Consider the following 20,356-nt stretch of genomic DNA (forward strand, 5'->3'; position numbering starts at 1 on the left):
TGCTTGATTAGGCTTCGTTATCCGATTTTTTCGTGCTGTATGCCGTTAAGAGTTGCTCGATATAACGGATTGTATATAAAGCATGCTTATTCTCCTTTGTCAATCTGCTGATCATAATTCCGCCTTGCATCGTGGATAAAATGAAAGAAGCGACCGATTCGGTATCCAGATCCGATCGAAATTCTCCGCTCTCTACCCCCATTTGCAAAATTTCGCGAATGAACGCAAGCATGCGATCGAAAGAAGCGACCGTAAGCTCCCGAAGAACCGGGGTTGAATGGTCGCTCTCCACTGCGCTGATCAGGAACGGGCAGCCGCCTTTTAACGGAGGATTGTGAACAGGATCGTTGTAGACGTTGCAGAAAGCGAGGATTTTGCCCGCTGCGGTAGGAACTCTCTCGATTGCCTGATTAAAGTGACGCCCTACTAACTCGCACGCATAAGCAAATGCCTCCAAAGCAATCTCGTCTTTGCCGGAAAAGCTTCGGTAAATTCCTCCTTTGGTAACGCCTGTCGTTTCGATGATATCTTGTATCGACGATCCCGAGACTCCCTTTTGGTTAAAAAGCTCCGCGGACTTCCGGATGATATGGAGTCGCGTTTTTTCTCCTTTGCGCATGGAACGTCCCCCTTTGCCGTAACTCGTCAGAAACTCGTCCTTATTTTGTAACATTTGACGAATAAATTATAGCACGAATCGGTATATGATCGAAAAAAAGAAACCGAACGGTACGGTTTTTTAAATCCAACTCAATTAGAAAGAGGTTAGCGAAGGATGAACAAGAATAAGAAGCTGTACGGGGTCGTGGCTATTGCCGCATTTGTGTTTATTTTTTACATCGTGTACATGTATTTTTTTCGCGACCCGAATGCATCCACGTTTCTAAGCAGCAAAACCGATACGAGGCGTCCGCCCGACGTCGAGGCCTGGTTAAACGTCATGCGAGTCCATGCCATTCTCGCCTGTATCGCCATGGTACTTGGAATCGTTAACTTTTCCAAACGATTTCTCCGGAAATTTCGAACGTGGCATCGCATAAATGGCTATCTGTATTTATTGTGCGTCGTCGTTGTCGTCGTGACCTCCGGTTACATGGCGCCGTACTCGACCGGAGGAAGAATAACGAGCATCGCGTTTAATCTATTAAGCATGGTCTGGCTGGCGATGACGATCGCAGCGATCGTGAAAATCAAGAAGAAACAGATCGTTCGGCATCAAAAATGGGCCGTTCGAAGCTTTGCGTTCTGCTTTACGAATATGTTCATCCATTTGTACACTTCAATTTTGCATTACGGGTTCGGTGTCCCCTATGTAGACAGCTATACCGTCGGTATTTTCGCTACGATCGCCACTCTATTCCTGCTAGCTGAGTACGTTATCCGGAACATTCTGGAGCTCCACACGCACAACGCTTCAACTGGCATTAATTCGAATGTACATTGAGACGTTATTAATTTTAATGATTTTAAGCTCAATTTTTTCAGTTCATGGTAATATTCATATATAGAAAAAGTTCATCACCCGTACTCTAAGGGAGGTCTCTCCATCAAATCGTTATTTGATCCAAATTATCCACATGCTTTCAAGGCTTTCTCTACAGAACATTGGATTATTCTTGGCTTACTACTTGTGCTGATCTTGACTCTATTCTTTTGCCGGAGAGTAATCTCGTCAAGACCCGCTGTTCGATCCACCCTGAAATGGATCCTCATTGCAGCGCTGCTGCTGCCTGAAATTAGCCTTCAATTATGGTATGTATCGAGCGGCATATGGGACCGCACCACATCCCTGCCGCTAGAGCTATGCAGCCTGACGATGTTACTTTCCGCAATTATGCTGATGACTGGCAGCCGTAAAATATATCCGTTGGTGTACTTTGCTGGCATTGGCGGTGCACTTCAGGCGGTACTCACCCCAAGCCTTGATTATCCATTTCCGCATTTCCGATTTTTCCATTTCTTTGTGGCCCATCTCGCGATCATTATTGCACCCTTATATATGACGTGGATACGAGGATATCGCCCTAACTGGAAGTCCATTGGCTGGACTATGGTGTTCCTGAATGCTGCCGCACTTGTTGTAGGACTATTCAATCTTGCGTTGGATTCCAATTACATGTATCTGATGAGCAAGCCATCCACACCATCTATTCTGGACTTGCTGGGACCGCATCCCATCTATATCCTTGTGGAAGAATTGTTCGCACTCGCCCTGTTTATTGTCATGTTTGCCCTGTTCTTTGCCATACCGGACCGCTTAAGGAAAAGCCGAGCCAACTGTACCAAGTCGCTGGAACGTTCTGTGTAACAACAAAAAAGCGTATGGGATCTCTGCTTAAGACGCGAAGATTCCATACGCTTTTATAATTGAGCGTGATTCTACTTTACATAAAACCGGGATATCTCTTCCCATATTTCACCTGGTGCGAGACTGAACAGACCAATTTCATCACTCGGGAGATCCACATGCGGTGCATTGACTAAATTAACCTGAGGCTCAGGACAGAAATACTGTTTGCAAGCTTTGTTGTTCCAAATCATCCACTGCTTATATGAAGTGCCGACATCGTAAACCAGGGTCTTTCCGATCTTGGAATCCGTCAGCTCCATACGGTTTCTGCCGTTTTGCGGAACTGCTGTGTAGTGATTGTCCATCTCATCGAAATAAGGACTAATCCCTTCTCCACGCATCTGCTCCTCTTCTACCGTCAAAGCTTGATACTTGCCTGTCGGCAGCATGCGTTCATTCAATTCCCAGCGCTGCCCAATCGTGAATTTCACCTTACAGTCATCTGAAGTACTTCCTTCCGCAAATGGTGCGTTCACTGTCGTATGGAAGGCCAAAAGGCAAGGCATCAAGTTATCTCCATTATTGCGGATGAATACCTGCTGTGATAATCCGGCAGCACTCAAGGAGTAGCGGAGCCGAAAGCTAAACTTATGTGGCAGCATCGCAAACACCGGATGCTCTTCATCGATCTTCACACTCACAGCAACATAACTTTCTGATGGGGTCGTTCCAAACTCCTCCACAGTCCAAGGAATGGTATGTAAAAAACCGTGCAAGTGATTACCCGTAGCCTCTTCATTTACCGGGAATTGATATGTTTGTCCGTTCCACGGAAACTTTCCGTCCTCATAACGGTTCGGCGGGAACAACACAGGTATACCGTGTACTCCTGGATTATCCTTGAATTGTCCCATCTCTGACTCAGCAGGCTCCCGTAGGAATCGGTAACCGCTTTCCTTATCGCGAAAAGCAATCAGGTTTCCCCCAATTTCCGGCAAAATAACGGCCTCATATGGACCGAACTGCAGCCATACGGCTTTCTCTCCCTGATATGGTCCTTCGAACGCCTTGTGGTTCATCGGTTGATCTCTCCTCTCAATGTGACATATATAGATTACCATACCCTACCTTCCGGTCAAGATTCTATATGTCACATGAATCTGTCACCCTGGTCAGAAATGACCGAGGGTGAGTTTCATGTATATGAACGTTACTCCGTCCGTGCCGGTCTTGTAACTTCTGCGAGTTCTCTTTCCAGTTCCCCTGCAAACGTTTCTTTCTGCTCTGGGGTCCAATCCATTACCGAAGCCATGTACTGAATCACCGGTTCCTTCCACTTCAATGTCCATTCGATTTTAAAAAGCAGTGAACCAGTTCGGCGGATGAAGAAATCTACAGGTTTGACAGCCATTTCATGCTGAATCGCATATACAAGCGGAACAATTACAGACAAGGGAAGATCGTTTTCATCTCTGTTATTACCGATCTCATGCGCCAGCTGGAACAGCTTCTCGGCATTGGTACCATACGTCCTTACCCAACTTTCGGCAAGCTTGGAATCCAATCCTTGACTTACGCCAAACTGTGTCTTTTCGCGAATAAAAGCAGGGAAATTAGCAGCCCCCCCCACATTACCGCCGGAGATCGGGAGATTTTTCGTTTTGCAAGAGCCAAACGCCTGACCGCCCCCTTCTTGAATTCGCTTAGCAACCAGATTAACAACGGTATCAGCCATTTTCCGGTAGCCTGTCAGCTTCCCTCCAGCAATGGTGATCAATCCAGATGGTGATTCCCATATTTCATCCTTACGTGATATTTCGGACGGGTCCTTGCCTTCTTCCAGAATAAGAGGTCTAACTCCTGCCCATGCAGACTCAACGTCTGATCCAATTAACTTCACATTTGGAAACATATAGTTTACCGCTTTTAGAATATAGTCCCGGTCTTGAACGGTCATGAATGGATGTCCGGGATCATTTTTGTAAACCGTATCGGTTGTTCCTACATAGGTTTTTCCGTCCCGCGGAATGGCAAAAACCATACGTCCATCAGGCGTATCGAAATACACAGCCTGCCTTAAAGGAAACTTTGACTGATCGATAACAAGATGTACCCCTTTGGTCAGTTGGAGCGTTTTCCCCTTTTTAGAGCCGTCCATTTCACGTACCCGATCCACCCACGGTCCGGTGGCGTTCACTATTTTATGGCCCGACACCGTATGAACCCCCCCGTTCAGCATATCTTTCACGGTGATTCCCGTAATCCGTCCGCTTGCGTCATAGTTCAAGGACTCTGCTTTCGCATAATTGATCAATTCAGCACCGTGTGCTGCTGCTTCTTTGAGCACTTCAAGCGTCAGACGGGCGTCGTCAGTCCGGTATTCGACATAATAACCGCCACCTTTTAACCCATCCTGTTTCAGGAGCGGCTCTCTGTTTAAGGTTTCAGTTGGGGACAGCATAGTACGCCGCTCGCCCCGCTTAACGCCAGCCAAGAAATCATAAACCTTAAGTCCGATAGATGTGCTGAATTTACCGAATGTCCCTCCTTGGTGAATAGGCAGAAGCATCCACTCCGGAGTCGTGACATGCGGCCCATTCTCATAAACCACAGCCCGCTCCTTACCGACTTCTGCCACCATACCCACCTCAAACTGTTTCAGGTAGCGTAGCCCTCCATGAACAAGCTTGGTCGAGCGACTGCTCGTTCCTGCTGCAAAATCTTGCATCTCCAGCAATAGAATACTTATGCCGCGAGTCACCGCATCCAAAGCGATCCCAGCCCCGGTTATACCGCCGCCAATGACAATCAAATCATAGGTGCTGCCTGCCATATCCTCAAATTTCTGTTTCCGATCCATACTTGAAAAAGATTTCGACTGCTTCATTTTTGTATGTCCTCCCCGAACAAACCTCATTTATTTGCGCAAAAGACTGCAAAAAAAAGAGACCACGAAGTACGCGGAAACGCCAGAATAAACGGCGTCCGCGACATGTGGTCTCTCCTAGTCTCCAGACGTGTATTAACTTATGGATTATTATAACACATAAAATTTTAATGAAAAGCCATTGCTGCAAAAATAGCCTTTTTCCAACCTTTGTAAAGCTGCTCCCGCGTCTCTTCACTCATGCCAGGATCAAATCTCTGCTCTACACTCCACTTGTTACAGATCTCGTCTTGGTCCTTCCAGTAACCTACAGCCAACCCTGCTAGATACGCGGCTCCTAGAGCTGTTGTTTCACTAATAACAGGGCGTTCCACAGGCACGTTTAATATATCACTTTGAAATTCCATAATAAACGTATTGGCTACCGCACCGCCATCTACACGCAGCGCTTCAATCTTGTATCCCGAATCCTCTTCCATGACGGACAGAACATCCCTTGTTTGATATGCAAGTGATTCCAGCGTTGCCCGGATGAAATGCTCTTTAGTCGTCCCTCTTGTCAATCCGAACACTGCCCCGCGGACTTCACTATTCCAATAAGGGCTTCCTAGTCCGACAAAGGCAGGAACCACATACACGCCTTCTGCAGATTCAACCCGTCTAGCATAAGGCTCGCTATCCTTGGCTTCCCGGAACATACGCAGTCCGTCTCTAAGCCACTGGATCGCAGATCCGGCTACAAAAACGCTGCCTTCAAGCGCATACTGAACTTTTCCGTCTATCCCCCAGGCAATTGTCGTAATCAGTCCATGCTCGGATTTTACCGGTTTATCACCGGTATTCATCAGCATAAAGCTACCTGTACCGTACGTTGTCTTTACCATTCCTTCTTTAAAACAGGTCTGGCCGAACAAGGCAGCCTGCTGGTCACCTGCCGCACCGGCAATCGGCACTTCCCGGCCGAAGAAATGATAGGCAGCCGTATTGGCGTATACCTCGGAGGATGGTCTGACTTCCGGAAGCATGATTTTTGGGATATCCAGCATCTCCAGCAGCTCGTCATCCCACTTCAAGTCATGAATGTTATACAGCATCGTGCGAGATGCATTGGAGTAGTCTGTTACATGCACCTGACCGCCGGACAACTTCCATATAAGCCAGGTATCAATGGTACCGAAGAGAAGTTCCCCCTGCTCCGCACGTTCGCGCGCCCCGTCAACATGATCAAGAATCCATTTGATTTTCGTTCCGGAAAAGTACGGGTCAACCAGCAGCCCGGTTTTGTCACGAACTTTTTGGTCATGCCCTTCCGCAATCAGCTGCTCACAAATATCGGACGACTGGCGTGACTGCCATACAATCGCATGATAAACCGGAACTCCTGATTTGCGGTCCCATATAACGGTGGTCTCCCGCTGGTTGGTGATGCCGATCCCGGCAATCTGCTCGGTTTTCACTCCGGCTTCGGATAAACAGGTTGCAATGACAGCCAGGATGGAGCCCCATATTTCATTTGCATTTTGCTCAACCCAGCCGGGTTTGGGAAAGTACTGCGGAAACTCTTTCTGAGCTGAATACACCATATTTCCTTCCTGATTAAACAATATCGCGCGGGAGCTGGTTGTGCCTTGGTCCAGCGCTAGTATGTATCGCTCCATTTATGGTTTCCCCCCTTTGCAAATCGTCACATAAAAGATTAAGGTTTCATGTAAACGATGTCAAATAAGTCATTGCAATTTCTTGGACCCATCTCTCACGGAGAGCAAGTAAGGAACTAGCGGCCCGGGTAATAATGCTCAAACAACTCTTTGCTTGAAGTTGTAACTGCCGTAGCTCCTGCCGAAACTGCTTCCTCCACCTGCGTTGGAGTCCGGATCAAACCTCCAGCAAAAATCGGGATTCTGGTACGCTGGTGCACCTCTTCAATCATATGCGGCATTGCTCCAGGCAACACTTCAATATAGTCGGGCTGGGTCTTCTCGAGTAAGGCGTAGTTCTTCTCCAGAGCTAGCGTATCCAACAAGAACACTCTCTGAATCGCAACAATACCTTTCTGCTTTGCCTTCAAAATAACGCTGGATCGTGTGGAAATCAACCCGTCCGGACGAATTTCCTGACACAAGTATTCTGCAGCGTATTCATCGTTTTTCAATCCCTGGATCAGGTCCGCATGAAGAAACATGCGTTTCCTTGCTTCGCGAATTAGCCGATACATATGGCCCAGACGGGCGACGTGCGTATCCAACAGGACACCGTATTGGTATGTGCTCTCCAAAATTTTATCCAGCTGCTTCATCTGTTTTGCAGCAGGAAGTATTTTCTGTCCGTGAAAGCTCATGTTCTTCACTCCTCAGTTTTATGTTCTCTATTTATTAGCTCGCGAATCATCTATCGGCAAGAACCACTGAGTTCATATCGTTCTCAACCCAGGTGTATCCCAGGGACTTATTCTATTATTTTTTAGAAAACCCCTGCAAAATATATTAAAATCAATTGGTTTTTTGACGAAAAGTTTGTGCTTTTCTCCATCGTCATCGTCAGTGTGTAGAAGCAGCGTTGCTATTAACTATTTCATTGAGGGAATCGCGATGTACCGGAATTAAAGGGTAACTACATGTATATATTGTACAGACACCGACAGGTAATGTTCGATTTAAAAAAGGAGCATCCTGAATGATAACAGTTCTAATCGTTGGTGCCGGTACAATGAGAAGCATGCATGCCTCTGCTTATGCGACCATGCCAAACGTGCAACTTGTTGGGATTGCTGATATTAACGAAAATGAGCTTATGCCATAATCGGATGCAAGGAGGGATATAATCATGCTGAAAGGTATCAATCAGTGGGGATTTCCCGAGGGAACTTCTTTGGAGGACATGTTTCATCATGCCAAATTGGCTGGATACGATGCGGTGGAGCTTAACCTTAATCCATCCGGTGGAATCGGGCTGACGATGGAAAGCACAGCTGCTGATGCAGAAGCAATTCTTGCACTTGCCACAAAGCATGGAGTTAAGCTTCGGAGCTTATCTACCAGCTTGCTGTGGCGTGCACCTTTATCAGCAACAGATCCGGTAGTCAGAGCTGAAGGTGCTGCTGTTGTAACGAAGCAAATTGAACTAGCTTCTCTACTCGGTCTGGATACGATTTTAGTCGTCCCCGGTGTTGTAAACGCTGACAATCCTTATGATGAATGCTACAAGCTGAGTCAGGACGAAATCAGGAAGCTGCTTCCTATCGCTGAACAGCATGGTGTATACATTGGTATCGAAAATGTGTGGAATAAGTTCCTGCTCTCTCCGCTGGAAATGAATCGGTACATTGATGAACTGGATTCTCCAATGGCTGGTGTCTATTTCGATGTAGGCAATATCCTGCAGTATGGCTATCCCGAACAGTGGATCCGGATTCTCGGACACCGCATCAAGAAGGTTCATGTTAAAGATTTCAACACGAATATCGGCAATGGCACCGGGTTTGTACCGTTACTTTCAGGAAATGTGAACTGGAGTGAAGTTCGCAGGGCACTGCATGAAATTAGTTATAACGATACATTGACTGCAGAGCTCAGTCCTTATGATGCAGATCCTTTCCAGATGGCATATGACACCTCCCGACAGCTTGATGTTATTCTCGGCAGCCCAAATCCCTCTCAGGAGTAACAAGGAAATGATTAAAGCAGGCCTGTCCTGCTTAGTGTATAAATATTATATGACAAAGAAGCCGTGTTGGGCCTGCCCTGAACGGCTTCTTTGTTTGTTCTTTAATTCAATCAGCTATAAACCAAGTGAAATGTACTTGGTTTCAAGAAACTCCTCAATTCCATAGTGTCCACCTTCTCGGCCAAGCCCACTTTCTTTGAAACCACCGAATGGTGCCTGTGCCGTGGAGGGGAGAGGATCATTTATGCCGACAATGCCATATTCCAGCGATTCAGCGATCCGTACAGCTTCTCCCAGATGTTCGGTAAACACATAAGCTGCAAGACCATATGGGCTGTTGTTCGCCCGTTTCACCACTTCCTCGACGGAAGAAAATACAGCAATGGGAGCAACTGGACCGAATGTCTCTTCATTCATACATAACATGTCATCGGTCGCGTTCATAATGACCGTAGGGTGAACGTACTGACCGTGACTTCCAACAGAAGAATCATTTCCGGTCAAAATAACTCCGCCTTTTTCTGTCGCATCTTTGATCTGACTTCTAACTTTCTCTGCTGCTTTTGCGTTGATAAGTGGCCCAATATCTATCCCTTCATCCATCCCGTTTCCAACCTGAAGTGTCTTGGTCCGTTCAGCCACCTTCTCAGCAAACACGGACGCCACAGACTCCTCCACATATATACGGTTGGTACACACACATGTTTGTCCGGCGTTCCGGAATTTGGACAAGATGACCCCATCTGCAGCTTTGTCCAGATCTGCTCTCGCTGTGACGATAAACGGAGCATGTCCGCCCAGTTCCAGTGAAAGCTTCTTAACATTACCTGCTGCCCCAGCCATCAGTTTCTTCCCTACAGCGGTTGAACCTGTGAACGACAGCTTTCTGACCCGGCTATCCTGCTGCCATGCCTCAGCAATCTCGCTCGCCTCACCTATTACAACATTTATGACACCAGCAGGTATTCCCGCTTTTTCTGCCAGCTCTACCAGCTTGAGCGCAGTATATGGCGTCTCCTCTGAAGGTTTAATGACGATCGTACAACCGGCGGCCAGTGCAGGTGCTGCCTTTCGGGTTATCATAGAAGCTGGAAAATTCCATGGCGTAATTGCAGCGACTACACCAACAGGCTGCTTTGTTACAATGATTCGTTTATTGGGAGAGGAAGACGGAATGGTCTCGCCGTAGATTCGTTTCCCTTCTTCTGCATACCAGCCAATAAAGCTGTTGGCATAATTAATTTCTCCTGCAGCTTCTTTCAGTGGTTTGCCCTGTTCAAGGGTCATGATCTTCGCCAGTTCATCCGTATGCTCTGCGATCTGTTCATACCAGCTTCGCAGCAGCTTTCCTCGCTCATCGGCTGTTAACCCCGACCAGACCGGGAACGCATCGAAAGCTGCATCTACCGCCAATTCAGCTTCGGTCCGTCCGCCTTTAGACACTATTCCGATGATTTCACTGGTAGCTGGATTCACAACATCAATTTGTCCGGATGCGTTCACCCACCGTCCGCCGATATACATGCTGTTAGGATACATGTTATAAACCTCCTCTTCAGTCTTGAGTATTCATTATCCTCTAATAGTAACCGGCTTTTCAAACAAGCAAAACAACGAAAACACCGATGCCTGAGGACAGACACCGGTGTTTCTTGTCGTATATTGTTATTTCACACCTGCGTTTACTTCTTTAACCATTTCCGATACGGATGTCAGTCCACCGCCGGAAAGGTACCAGTAGTTTGGATCCAGGTAAACAATATTTCCTTCTTTGTAAGCATTTGTTGTCTTCACAAGTTCGTTCTCTACCACATCTTTTGCACCAGAAGCTTCACCGCCTGTAGTTACGACAGCTCCACGGTCAACAACGAACAGATAGTCTGGATTTTTCTCTACGATATATTCGCTGGAAATATCCTTACCGTGTGTACTGATTTCAATACCAGGGTCAACAGCTGTAAATCCGAATACGTCATGCAGGATGCCAAAACGGGATCCAGGACCATAAGCACTGATCTTTCCTTCGTTCGCCAAAATAATTAGAGCGTTCTTTCCAGTAGCTTTAACCTTATCGTTCAGTGCTTCAATGTCTTTATCAATGGTTGCCAATTCTTCTTTAACCTGGCTTTCTTTACCGAAAATTTGGCCGAGAGTATTCATATTTTCTTTGAAAGAATCCATATATTTCGTTGTGTCTACGCCCATGTAAATCGTTGGCGCAATTTCAGAAAGCTCTTTGTATGCATCGCTCTGTCTGCCGGAAATAATAATGAGATCTGGGCTAATTTTGTTGATTTTTTCAAAATCCGGTTCTTTCAATCCACCCACGTTCTCATATTTACCTTCACTATATTTGGACATATAAGGTGGAACATTCTTTTGAGGAACACCTGTAACCTCTACGCCCAGCTTATCCAGTGAGTCCAATACACCAAAATCAAATACTACAATTTTCTGAGGATTTTTCGTAATTTCAGTTTCTCCAAGTTCATGCTTAATGGTCATTTTATCGCCTGTAGCCTCTTCCTTATTACCGCTTGCACCCGTTCTCTTCTCATCAGAACCACATGCGGCAAGAGCTAGTGTAAGTAAGGATACCATGAACAACATCAACATTTTCTTCATTTCTTAACACCCCTGTTTTATTTAGTTACTATATTTAATATAAATATTAGAAAATAAGGTTAAATTTTACATTTTCATGCCATAAGAGATCCCTCCGCTTTGCTAAGCAGACCCCTTTAAATTTATGAACGAATAAGCTCATTCGCATATCTTATTCCTTTTTAACTTTGTCCCAACTAACGCTTATGCGTAGTAAACACAAATCTTGTTATCGTTAATCTCTTCAATCTCAATGTCCATATCATAGATTCCTCTAAGCACATTGCTCTGGATAATCTTATCTGTTCTGCCCTCATTCTCAATTTTGCCGTCTTTTAGAGCTACGATATAATCCGAGTAGCAGGACGCAAAGTTGATATCGTGAATGACAATCACAATCGTCTTATCCAAATCCGTCACCAATTTTCTGAGGATTTTCATGATTTGGACAGAATGCTTCATATCCAAGTTGTTAAGCGGCTCATCAAGCAAAATATAATCTGTATTCTGAGCGATTACCATGGCGATATAAGCACGTTGAGTTTGACCGCCGCTCAGCTGATGCAGATATTTATCCTGCATGTCTTCCAGCTCCATGTAACGAATGGCTTCATCGATATATTTCTTGTCCTCATTCGTTAATCTGCCCTGAGAGTAAGGGAAACGCCCGAAGGATACCAGTTCTCTAACGGTCAACCGAAGACTGATATGATTCGACTGCTTCAAGATCGAGATCTTCTTGGCAAGGTCGCCACTCTTCCATTGGCTAACTTCCTTACCTTCAATCATGATCTCTCCACTGTCTTTCGTAACCAGTCTGCTGATCATGGACAAGAGGCTACTTTTACCGGCACCGTTCGGTCCGATAAATGACGTAATCTTACCTTTAGGTATCGAAACCGATACATTATCCACGACTTTTTTGCCGCTGTAAGCTTTAGATACGTTAGTTACCTGGATCATGATTTACTCTCCTTTAATAGCAGATATATGAAATAGATGCCGCCGATAAAGTTAATGATGACACTCAGCGTTGTTGAGAATGTAAACACTCGTTCAACAATTAACTGACCTCCGACCAGAGCTATAATGCTGATCAAGATGGAACCTGTAATTAAGTAGGAATGACGATAAGTTTTCATAAATTCATACGCCACGTTAACAACAAGGAGTCCCAGGAATGTGATTGGACCGACAAGGGCTGTTGCCACCGAAATCAGAACCGCCACGATAATAAGCATTCTTTTGACAACATAATCGTAATTCACACCCAGGTTGATCGCATGTTCACGTCCTAGCGCCAGTACATTGAGATACTTGAAATACCTAGCGAAATAAATCAGGGTAATCGCCACTACTATGAAAGCGATGACTAACAATTCTGTTTTTACATTGTTGAAACTGGCAAACATTTTGTCTGAGACAAACTGGAATTCATTCGGATCGATCAACACTTCCATAAAGGAAGATAAGCTTGAGAATAACGATCCGAAGATCATCCCGATTAATAGAAGAAAATATATATTATTTCCTTCCCTTCGGAACAAAATCTTGTACAAGACTCCCGAAAAAAGAATCATGCCGCCGACATTGATCAGAAAGTTTATGTTACCCAGCTCATACAGCTTAAAAGAACCGAAAGCGAATATGACAAATGTCTGTATTAAGACGTATAAGGAGTCCAGTCCCATGACGCTTGGCGTTAAAATTCGATTATTAGTGACCGTTTGAAACACCGTGGTAGACAGCGCAATTGAGCCGCCTGTTAGAACAATCGCCAACACCTTCTTGATTCTTCTCGGCAGCGCGTAATCCCAGTTACCTCCAATATCAATGAACAAGAAGAGGCCTATCAGGATGAGTGCCACCGCGGCCAGCAGACCGGTTTTGGCTTTATATGTCATATGCCTTTCTCCTCATCAGTAAGTAAATGAATATACCGCTTCCGATTACACCCACGGTTAAGCTGATCGGAATTTCATAGGGATAAATGATAATTCGGCCGATGATGTCGCAGAAGAGAACAAATGCGGCCCCGAGCAGTGCGGTATGCGAAAGGCTTTTTTTCAAATGATCCCCCAAGTAAAGACTCACGATGTTTGGTACAATCAACCCCAGGAAAGGTATCATACCTACAGTCAGAACTACTGAAGCTGTCACCAGAGCCACAATGATCAAACCGATGTTAACAACTCTCCGGTAACGAAGTCCCAGATTTGTTGCGAACTCCTCTCCCATGCCCGCCACTGTAAACTTATTAGCGAACAAGTAAGCCAGAATGACCAGAGGAACACTTATGTACATCAGCTCGTACTGCCCCTTAATGATCATCGAGAAGTCACCCTGCAACCAAGCAGACATGTTCTGAATAAGATCATATTTATAGGCAAAAAATGTAGCGATCGAGCTAATAATATTCCCGAACATCAATCCAACCAACGGGATAAATACGGCATCCTTGAATTTGATCTTGTCGAGGATCTTCATAAAGATCATCGTACCTGCAAATGCAAACAGGAATGCAACCAGCATTTTGATCAGAGGACCCGTGGTTGAGAACACCAGCATCGCTACCAGAATACCCAGCCTTGCGGAATCCATAGTCCCTGCCGTTGTTGGAGATACGAATTTGTTCCTGCTGAGCTGCTGCATGATCAAGCCGCAAATACTCATACTGACTCCCGCCAGAATTAGACTGATAAGCCTCGGTATACGACTGACTAGCATAATATGCTGTTGTTGCTCCGTCATGCGGAACAGGTCAAGCGGTGAAATGTCCTTTACTCCTATGAATAAGGAAATAATGGATAACACCACTACTGCTGCAATCAAGTATCTTTTATTCATAGCTCTTCCTTCTATGCGGGATGCAGTTCCGGTATGATCCGGCTGGATGTGGATATCACTCTCAATGAGATTGATTATCATTTGCGATCTAAAGTGAATTATATCATCACATTCTCAACCCGACAAGTATAATTGAGAATCAAACTCAATTATATTTTTAATTTTTAGAATATCTGTTCATCATTTGTTCATAATATTAAGTTTCTTACATGATAAGATCACTTGTTTAAATCGCTTGGTTCAATTATTTGTTTAAACTTCAAAAAAAGTGATTAATAAAAATCTTGACAAAGCATTCTGTATTATACTAAGATACTTACGTATCAATCATTTCTTACAAAACGTAAGTTAGTGAACGTTGTGAGAACTCCATACGATTGATCCGAGTATTAGAAACCAAGATGCATAATCACAGGTATATCAAGGAAATGCTTATATCAGGTGAAAATGCAAAAATGATAATTTTAGGAGGATTTTATTTTATGTCAACAGATTTCAGCACTGCCCTCAAGAATCGCCGCTCCCACTATGCAATCAGCAAAGATTCCGTTATTTCGGATGAGCGTATCCAGGAAATCGTAAATGAAGCTGTAAAACATACTCCGTCTTCTTTTAACTCCCAAAGCGCCCGTGTGGTTGTACTTTTAGGAGAACAACACGATAAGCTGTGGAACATGACAGAAGGTATTCTTAAAGAAGTTGTAGGCGGAAGTGAGGAGCAATTTGCACCCACCGCTCAAAAAATGGCTGCTTTCCGTGGAGGTTACGGCACTGTTCTCTTCTTTGAAGACAGCAGCGTTATTTCACACCTGCAAGAAAACTTTGCTCTTTATGCGGATAACTTCCCAATCTGGTCTCAGCAGTCTTCCGGAATGCTTCAGTTCGTAGTATGGACAGCACTTGAAGCAGAAGGTCTTGGTGCTTCCTTGCAGCACTATAACCCACTGATTGATGAGAAAGTAAGAAACGAATGGAACCTTCCTGAAAGCTGGAAGCTTATAGCTCAAATGCCTTTCGGCAAACCTACAGCCAAGCCTAGCGAGAAAGAATTCCAACCTCTTGAAGATCGCGTAAAGCTGTTTAAATAAGAACCTATTCAAGAAAGCACCGATTATAATCGGTGCTTTCTTTCATTATTTATAGTATCTTATACATATTGATATATCCTGGTCACGGCGCGTACAATATCGCTATAACGATTTTATCTTCAATTCATTGAAGTTCATTTTCACTCAACTTACTGACTCATTTTCAAGCTGAACTAGGGGTGCCTCGTGCTGAGAGACGAATTGTTCGTCAACCCTTACTACCCGATCTAGGTCATACTAGCGTGGGGAAGTGGAGCTTTATGTTTATTTTGCTATAAGCATAAAACTGCACTCCTTCACAGGGTGCAGTTTTTTTATATCTTATTAGGAGGTTATTATGTATGAATAATCCAGCATGCGGGACCAGCAGGATCGTAGGCTGCCGTTTCTCTGTATTTCCGATGACAGACAGGTTCGTTCAGGTCATTACAGAAGCATTGGCGTCCGTAAACACGGACAAGGTATGGATGTATACCGATGATTTATGTACTTGTATTAGAGGCAGAGCTGAACATGTATTTGACGTAACCCGTGCGATATTCGCGCATTCAGCGGCCACTGGCGTACATACCGTATTTAATGGAACATTCTCCATTGGATGTCCAGGCGACAGCAAAGGTGATGTGTATATGTCTGAAGATGATACACGTATGAACGAAAGTCTTGCGGGTTCCGCTAATATTGAAACTGCTTGTCATTTCTCGCTCTATCCACTCGGCACAGAAAATTATATGGACATCATATACCAAGAGGTTGAGCGAGCAAAATCAAAAGGGACTTTAACACAAGGCATCCACTATGCCAGCCGACTGGACGGCACATTATCAAGGGTGTTCGACACGCTCGAAGATGCCTTTATGCATGCAATTCAAACTGACCGAAGCCATCTGGTTATGACAGTTGTGGTATCGGCCAATAGCCCTTCACCAAAAGAAATCTAGCACATGATACTATCACACAAAACAAAGATGAGCTCGGCCTGATTGCAGGCCGAGCCTTGTTTCTTTTGTTCTGCTTAGTTGCTTATACCCATGTGGATTCCTCCTGAGTTTAAGTTTCGTGTGATCTAAAATCACATTATAAATGTATTGAGATGGAAGCGATTTGGTAACGACCAATACCCCCAATCTCGGCTATTCTTCATACCCGATTAAATGAGGTCCTCCATAAGGCTGTAGGAGTTTCGGCACAAATTCAAGCAAAGCTCCCCGGTCATCGTGAACATACAGCATCTCAAGTGCGTCCTCCAAATCCGTCGCGATGCTGGAATTAAATGCAGACAGCAAGCGATATAATGTCTTTCCTTCACCCGTCCAATGTTGATTTGCTCTAAGAATAAACTCGCAAAGCAGCATAGTCAATTTTTGAGCGATAAACCACATTTCTACACGTTTGTCTGAGGCTTTTAAATCCATCATAAATTCGGTTACAGCATAACGGGCTACATCAATATCAAATGAAGTATAGGGCAACGGGCCATAATCCAGATCGCTTTGGGCTTCTTCTCGAATCTTCTCCCCTTCCGGGCGGGAAAGTATTACCCTCCCTTCTGCAAGTATCCGCTGCAGAGTTGGATTTCCGGCCATTACACCTGCATCAAACTGCTCCCGGTATCCTGACGTTGTCAGGAAGAACAGTTCCACGACCCAGCCGAATGATTCAATCGTTTTTCGATTGAAGTCTTCCACACTGTCATCTATAAGCACAATATCGAGATCAGATTGTTCGTTGTGCTCTCCTCTGCCTGCACTTCCTCCTAAAACAGCTATCAAGCAATTCGGATAGTCCCGAAATATCAGTTGTTTGGCTGCCTCAAACGGCTCAGTTTTCACGATGCGTTCCCCCATTGTTTGATAAATACCTCCTCAGCCGAGAAAAACGGGCTCAAATTATTAAATTCAGCTAAAACCCCAAAGGTACCTTAAACATATGGTAAATAGACGAATACACTTTACACCGAATAAAGGAAGAATTGGGGGACTCAAGATCATGAACTATATCAACATGCTATCCAAATTAGGAATGGGAAGCGCTCATCCGGGAGGATTTGAAGCAACCCTAAGGTTATTCCGGAAAGAACCAATTCCCCTAGGCAGCCGTATTTTAGAAGTAGGCTGTGGGACCGGTAGAACTGCATGTCACCTGACCGAGCAAGGATATAGCGTTACCGCTATTGATCTGCATGAGAACATGCTGAATAAAGCCCGAATGCGTGCTGAAGCCATGGGTCTGGATATTAACTTCCTTCAGGCTGATGTGTGCTCTTTACCATTTGAGGATGAGCAGTTTGATTACGTGATTGCAGAGTCAGTCACGGTATTCACCAATGCAACCGAATCGTTATCCGAGTACTGCCGGGTATTAACCAAGGGAGGCACGCTGTACGACCGTGAATTGCTGATGGACAAACCGATGCCGTCTGAAAAGCAGAAAGAATTAGAACAGTTTTTTGGCATCCCTCGTCTCATGAATCGTGAAGAATGGCGCAGTCATCTCATGGAGAGTGGATTTTCCTTTGAGGAAGCTTTGGAATACAACCACTTTACAGATCAAATGAAACAGGAACAAATCCGACACCTGGATACGCTTGAATGCCGGGATGAAGGCGCACTGTTTGATCTGTCCCTATGGGAAACATTATTTCAACATGACCGGATGATATTGGACAATACGAATTTTTTGGCTTCCGCCTTGCTCAAAGCTGTAAAGTGATGATTTGAGGTTCATATCCAAGGGGAAAAGAATTGTAGACCCACCTTCTTTTCCCCCTCTGGCTTTTTACCAGATAGACTATTTGGACTATTTTTTATTATTTTAAATCCATACAATGTAATTCGTTATATCTACTCATGTCGAACAATGTTATAATCGTGGTAAATATATCCTATGCTTAAAGGAGGAACTCTTTCTCATGTCGTGGTTCAACAAGCTACCGATCTCCAGTAAAATAACAGCTGCTTGTTATGCGATAGCTGTTCTATTTGCAGTTCCAATGCTGCTAACCCTAATCGTTCTCGGCAAAACCGTAATAGGGATTCTGCTTGTCGCTACACTCGCCCTTCTTACATACCCGCTTTCGCGGATAATCGAGAGAACGCTTACACAATCTTTCGCTGATATTTCCAATGTTTCATCCAAAATTGCCAAAGGCGATTTCACTTTTAAAGTGGAAGAAATCGGAGGCATGTCAGATCTGAGCCGAACTTTTAACAGTATGGTTGAGAGACTTCGAAAAATTTTGCAGGAAACTTCGGATATCACTCGTACAGTCATGAGATCCAGTCGTGATATATCAGACAAGAACCATAACCTGATCGAAGTTATGAACCAAGTGTCCCTTTCTTCCAACGAGTTGGCTGTAGGAGCGAATGAAATATCGGAAGATGTGTCCGAGATGAGTGAGTCAATCCGTGAGATTGAGCAGATGGTCAGCAATTATACAGATTCCACAAAAGAGATGAACCAACGTTCTATAGAAACACTCGGCTTAGTGGAACAAGGACGCATATCCGTTTCGAAACAGTCTGCCGGAATGAATAGAAACATTGAAGCCACCGAAAAAGTAGCGGAATCAATTGATGCCCTCTCCAAAAATGCTAGGGGGATTACCAAAATCACCGAAACAATCTCGGAACTTGCTGAGCAGACTAACCTGCTGTCGCTAAACGCCTCGATTGAAGCTGCACGAGCTGGGGAGCATGGCGCCGGGTTTGCAGTTGTTGCTCATGAGGTTCGCAAGCTCGCGGAAGAGTCGACTTCTTCCACACGTGAAGTGTTTAATCTTGTACGCAGCATTGAGCATGACATTAAACTTGCCGGGCAGAACATTAAAATTAATGAAGAAGTGGTTCGTCAACAAACTGAAATGATTCATGAAGCGGAACAAGTCTTTTTGGATATCGTTACAAGTGTGCAGTACATAACTGAGCAAATCTCCGCCTTCTCCAAAGAAAGCGAATCGATGCTGGAAAGCGCTCAAAGTATATCTGCTGCGATACAGAACATATCAGCCATTACTCAGGAGTCAGCTGCCGGCACCGAGCAGGTATCCGCCTCCATGAACGAAGGAATCGTATCCATCAAGAAAATGGCGGAAGAAGCGGAAGCTATGAATGACGCTGTATTCCAGCTCCAAAAGACGATCAATGTCTTCAAATTTTAAAAGAGTTTAATGTTATGAGGGTGTCCCAAAAGCTGCTCGTTGAACAATCCGAAATCAACAGGGACAACAAAACAAAGCAAGCCACCTAAGGATGAATTGAAGTGCCCCCTGTCTACTTGACAGGGGGCACTTCATTTGGTTTGCTTTTTCTTTATTTTTGAAAGATATCCTTCAGCAACGAATCCAAGTACCCATTTCCCCGGAAATATTTCATAACAATATTTAAACCACTGAGCTTGTTTGAATCGGGTTGAGCTTGCTGATTGCGAGATTCATTGTTCATGATCTCCTTCAGTAAACAACTGCTCCGTTATCATTTCAACAAATGGAGTGATCGGGATAAATTCCAGCTTTTCCAATGGTATCCACTCCGCACCGAGTGAGTCCTGCTGATCACCTTCTCGATTGATCGGGGCTTTGTCATCCTCTAACTCCACCTGATATATAATACCGATATGGTGCATCTCCTCCAGCTCATCTTCGGTCCGCTGATAAATGATCGTGCAGGAAACAGCGGTTTTCATGATCCCACGAATTGCTGTCAGTCCAGTTTCTTCGTGAAATTCACGCTTTAATGTCTGTTCAGGTTCTTCTCCGAACTCAATCGAGCCGCCAGGCAAATCCCACTTGCCTAAATAAGGTCCTCTCGCTTTACGTATCAACAGTATACGACCATCCTTAATCAGAACCCCATAAACACCGAGATGCGTATATTTTTCCACTGAACTCACAACCTTTTACTTAAAAATCTGTTTCTTCTGTTCTTTATTTTTCTATGAATCCGGTTCATCTTTAAAATTTTCTAATCGGAATGC

At 44.6% G+C, this 20,356-nt stretch carries 20 protein-coding genes and 1 riboswitch; of the genes, 8 read left to right on the forward strand and 12 right to left on the reverse strand.

From position 1 onward, the window contains the following. Window positions 1–7: 7 nt before the first annotated feature. Window positions 8–619, reverse strand: a complete 612-nt coding sequence (locus MNQ98_RS20145; RefSeq protein ID WP_241929833.1) for a TetR/AcrR family transcriptional regulator — start codon at window positions 617–619, stop codon at window positions 8–10. Between the two features lie 156 nt (window positions 620–775). Here MNQ98_RS20145 and MNQ98_RS20150 point away from each other — a divergent pair, with 156 nt between their 5' ends. Both MNQ98_RS20150 and MNQ98_RS20155 read left to right on the forward strand, forming a co-directional pair. Beyond that, window positions 776–1,444: a DUF2306 domain-containing protein gene (locus tag MNQ98_RS20150; protein ID WP_241929834.1), complete on the forward strand. Its 669-nt coding sequence runs from the start codon at window positions 776–778 to the stop codon at window positions 1,442–1,444. Window positions 1,445–1,630: 186 nt separating this feature from the next. Further along, window positions 1,631–2,308, forward strand: coding sequence for a YwaF family protein (locus MNQ98_RS20155; RefSeq protein ID WP_241929835.1), 678 nt, complete (start codon window positions 1,631–1,633; stop codon window positions 2,306–2,308). Window positions 2,309–2,379: 71 nt separating this feature from the next. On the opposite strand, the gene MNQ98_RS20160 is transcribed toward MNQ98_RS20155, so the two are convergent. The 4 genes from MNQ98_RS20160 to MNQ98_RS20175 all read right to left on the reverse strand — a co-directional run bounded on the left by MNQ98_RS20160 (window position 2,380) and on the right by MNQ98_RS20175 (window position 7,515). Next, a complete protein-coding gene (locus MNQ98_RS20160; RefSeq protein ID WP_241929836.1) occupies window positions 2,380–3,369 on the reverse strand; it encodes an aldose 1-epimerase in 990 nt (329 codons plus the stop codon). Between the two features lie 131 nt (window positions 3,370–3,500). Further along, a complete protein-coding gene (locus tag MNQ98_RS20165; RefSeq protein ID WP_277883675.1) occupies window positions 3,501–5,177 on the reverse strand; it encodes a glycerol-3-phosphate dehydrogenase/oxidase in 1,677 nt (558 codons plus the stop codon). Between the two features lie 167 nt (window positions 5,178–5,344). Then, entirely contained in the window at window positions 5,345–6,835 is a 1,491-nt protein-coding gene (gene glpK / locus MNQ98_RS20170) for a glycerol kinase GlpK (RefSeq protein WP_241929837.1), read from the reverse strand. Window positions 6,836–6,951: 116 nt separating this feature from the next. Next, on the reverse strand, window positions 6,952–7,515 hold the full coding sequence (locus MNQ98_RS20175) for a glycerol-3-phosphate responsive antiterminator (protein WP_241929838.1): 564 nt from the start codon (window positions 7,513–7,515) through the stop codon (window positions 6,952–6,954). A 335-nt stretch (window positions 7,516–7,850) separates the two neighbouring features. Between MNQ98_RS20175 and MNQ98_RS20180 the strand changes: the two genes are divergently transcribed. Together MNQ98_RS20180 and MNQ98_RS20185 are read left to right on the forward strand one after the other, a co-directional pair. Next, entirely contained in the window at window positions 7,851–7,976 is a 126-nt protein-coding gene (locus MNQ98_RS20180; RefSeq protein WP_241929839.1) for a Gfo/Idh/MocA family oxidoreductase, read from the forward strand. A 24-nt stretch (window positions 7,977–8,000) separates the two neighbouring features. Further along, on the forward strand, window positions 8,001–8,840 hold the full coding sequence (locus MNQ98_RS20185; protein WP_241929840.1) for a sugar phosphate isomerase/epimerase family protein: 840 nt from the start codon (window positions 8,001–8,003) through the stop codon (window positions 8,838–8,840). A 114-nt stretch (window positions 8,841–8,954) separates the two neighbouring features. Here MNQ98_RS20185 and MNQ98_RS20190 read toward each other — a convergent pair whose 3' ends face one another. The 5 genes from MNQ98_RS20190 to MNQ98_RS20210 all read right to left on the reverse strand — a co-directional run bounded on the left by MNQ98_RS20190 (window position 8,955) and on the right by MNQ98_RS20210 (window position 14,291). Beyond that, window positions 8,955–10,379 carry an NAD-dependent succinate-semialdehyde dehydrogenase gene (locus MNQ98_RS20190; RefSeq protein WP_241929841.1) on the reverse strand — a complete coding sequence of 475 codons (1,425 nt, stop codon included), beginning with the start codon at window positions 10,377–10,379 and terminating at the stop codon, window positions 8,955–8,957. 126 nt (window positions 10,380–10,505) lie between these two features. After that, window positions 10,506–11,465, reverse strand: a complete 960-nt coding sequence (locus MNQ98_RS20195; RefSeq protein WP_241929842.1) for a siderophore ABC transporter substrate-binding protein — start codon at window positions 11,463–11,465, stop codon at window positions 10,506–10,508. Window positions 11,466–11,648: 183 nt separating this feature from the next. After that, window positions 11,649–12,407: an iron ABC transporter ATP-binding protein gene (locus MNQ98_RS20200; protein WP_208918768.1), complete on the reverse strand. Its 759-nt coding sequence runs from the start codon at window positions 12,405–12,407 to the stop codon at window positions 11,649–11,651. Further along, on the reverse strand, window positions 12,404–13,348 hold the full coding sequence (locus MNQ98_RS20205; RefSeq protein WP_241929843.1) for an iron chelate uptake ABC transporter family permease subunit: 945 nt from the start codon (window positions 13,346–13,348) through the stop codon (window positions 12,404–12,406). The genes MNQ98_RS20200 and MNQ98_RS20205 overlap by 4 nt, the downstream gene beginning before the upstream one ends. Then, window positions 13,338–14,291 carry an ABC transporter permease gene (locus tag MNQ98_RS20210; protein WP_241929844.1) on the reverse strand — a complete coding sequence of 318 codons (954 nt, stop codon included), beginning with the start codon at window positions 14,289–14,291 and terminating at the stop codon, window positions 13,338–13,340. Before MNQ98_RS20210 ends, MNQ98_RS20205 begins: the two co-directional genes overlap by 11 nt. A gap of 482 nt (window positions 14,292–14,773) precedes the next feature. Between MNQ98_RS20210 and MNQ98_RS20215 the strand changes: the two genes are divergently transcribed. Continuing rightward, window positions 14,774–15,379: a nitroreductase family protein gene (locus tag MNQ98_RS20215; RefSeq protein WP_241933988.1), complete on the forward strand. Its 606-nt coding sequence runs from the start codon at window positions 14,774–14,776 to the stop codon at window positions 15,377–15,379. 165 nt (window positions 15,380–15,544) lie between these two features. Continuing rightward, window positions 15,545–15,645, forward strand: a riboswitch (TPP riboswitch). Window positions 15,646–15,720: 75 nt separating this feature from the next. Next, complete coding sequence (locus MNQ98_RS20220) at window positions 15,721–16,320, forward strand: Ykof family thiamine-binding protein (protein ID WP_241929845.1); 600 nt, start codon at window positions 15,721–15,723, stop codon at window positions 16,318–16,320. Window positions 16,321–16,512: 192 nt separating this feature from the next. Here the strand turns inward: MNQ98_RS20220 and MNQ98_RS20225 are convergent, their stop codons facing one another. Beyond that, the gene (locus MNQ98_RS20225; protein WP_241929846.1) at window positions 16,513–17,226 is read right to left on the reverse strand and encodes a nucleotidyltransferase domain-containing protein; all 714 of its coding nucleotides are present in this window, start codon (window positions 17,224–17,226) and stop codon (window positions 16,513–16,515) included. 142 nt (window positions 17,227–17,368) lie between these two features. On the opposite strand from MNQ98_RS20225, the gene MNQ98_RS20230 reads away from it, so the two are divergent. Further along, entirely contained in the window at window positions 17,369–18,091 is a 723-nt protein-coding gene (locus tag MNQ98_RS20230) for a class I SAM-dependent methyltransferase (RefSeq protein WP_241929847.1), read from the forward strand. Between the two features lie 199 nt (window positions 18,092–18,290). Continuing rightward, window positions 18,291–19,541 carry a methyl-accepting chemotaxis protein gene (locus MNQ98_RS20235; protein WP_241929848.1) on the forward strand — a complete coding sequence of 417 codons (1,251 nt, stop codon included), beginning with the start codon at window positions 18,291–18,293 and terminating at the stop codon, window positions 19,539–19,541. A gap of 272 nt (window positions 19,542–19,813) precedes the next feature. On the opposite strand, the gene MNQ98_RS20240 is transcribed toward MNQ98_RS20235, so the two are convergent. Continuing rightward, window positions 19,814–20,263 carry an NUDIX hydrolase gene (locus MNQ98_RS20240; protein ID WP_241929849.1) on the reverse strand — a complete coding sequence of 150 codons (450 nt, stop codon included), beginning with the start codon at window positions 20,261–20,263 and terminating at the stop codon, window positions 19,814–19,816. Window positions 20,264–20,356: the final 93 nt, after the last annotated feature.

Source organism: Paenibacillus sp. N3/727, assembly GCF_022637315.1.
GTDB classification, from domain to species: Bacteria; Bacillota; Bacilli; order Paenibacillales; family Paenibacillaceae; genus Paenibacillus_AQ; species Paenibacillus_AQ uliginis.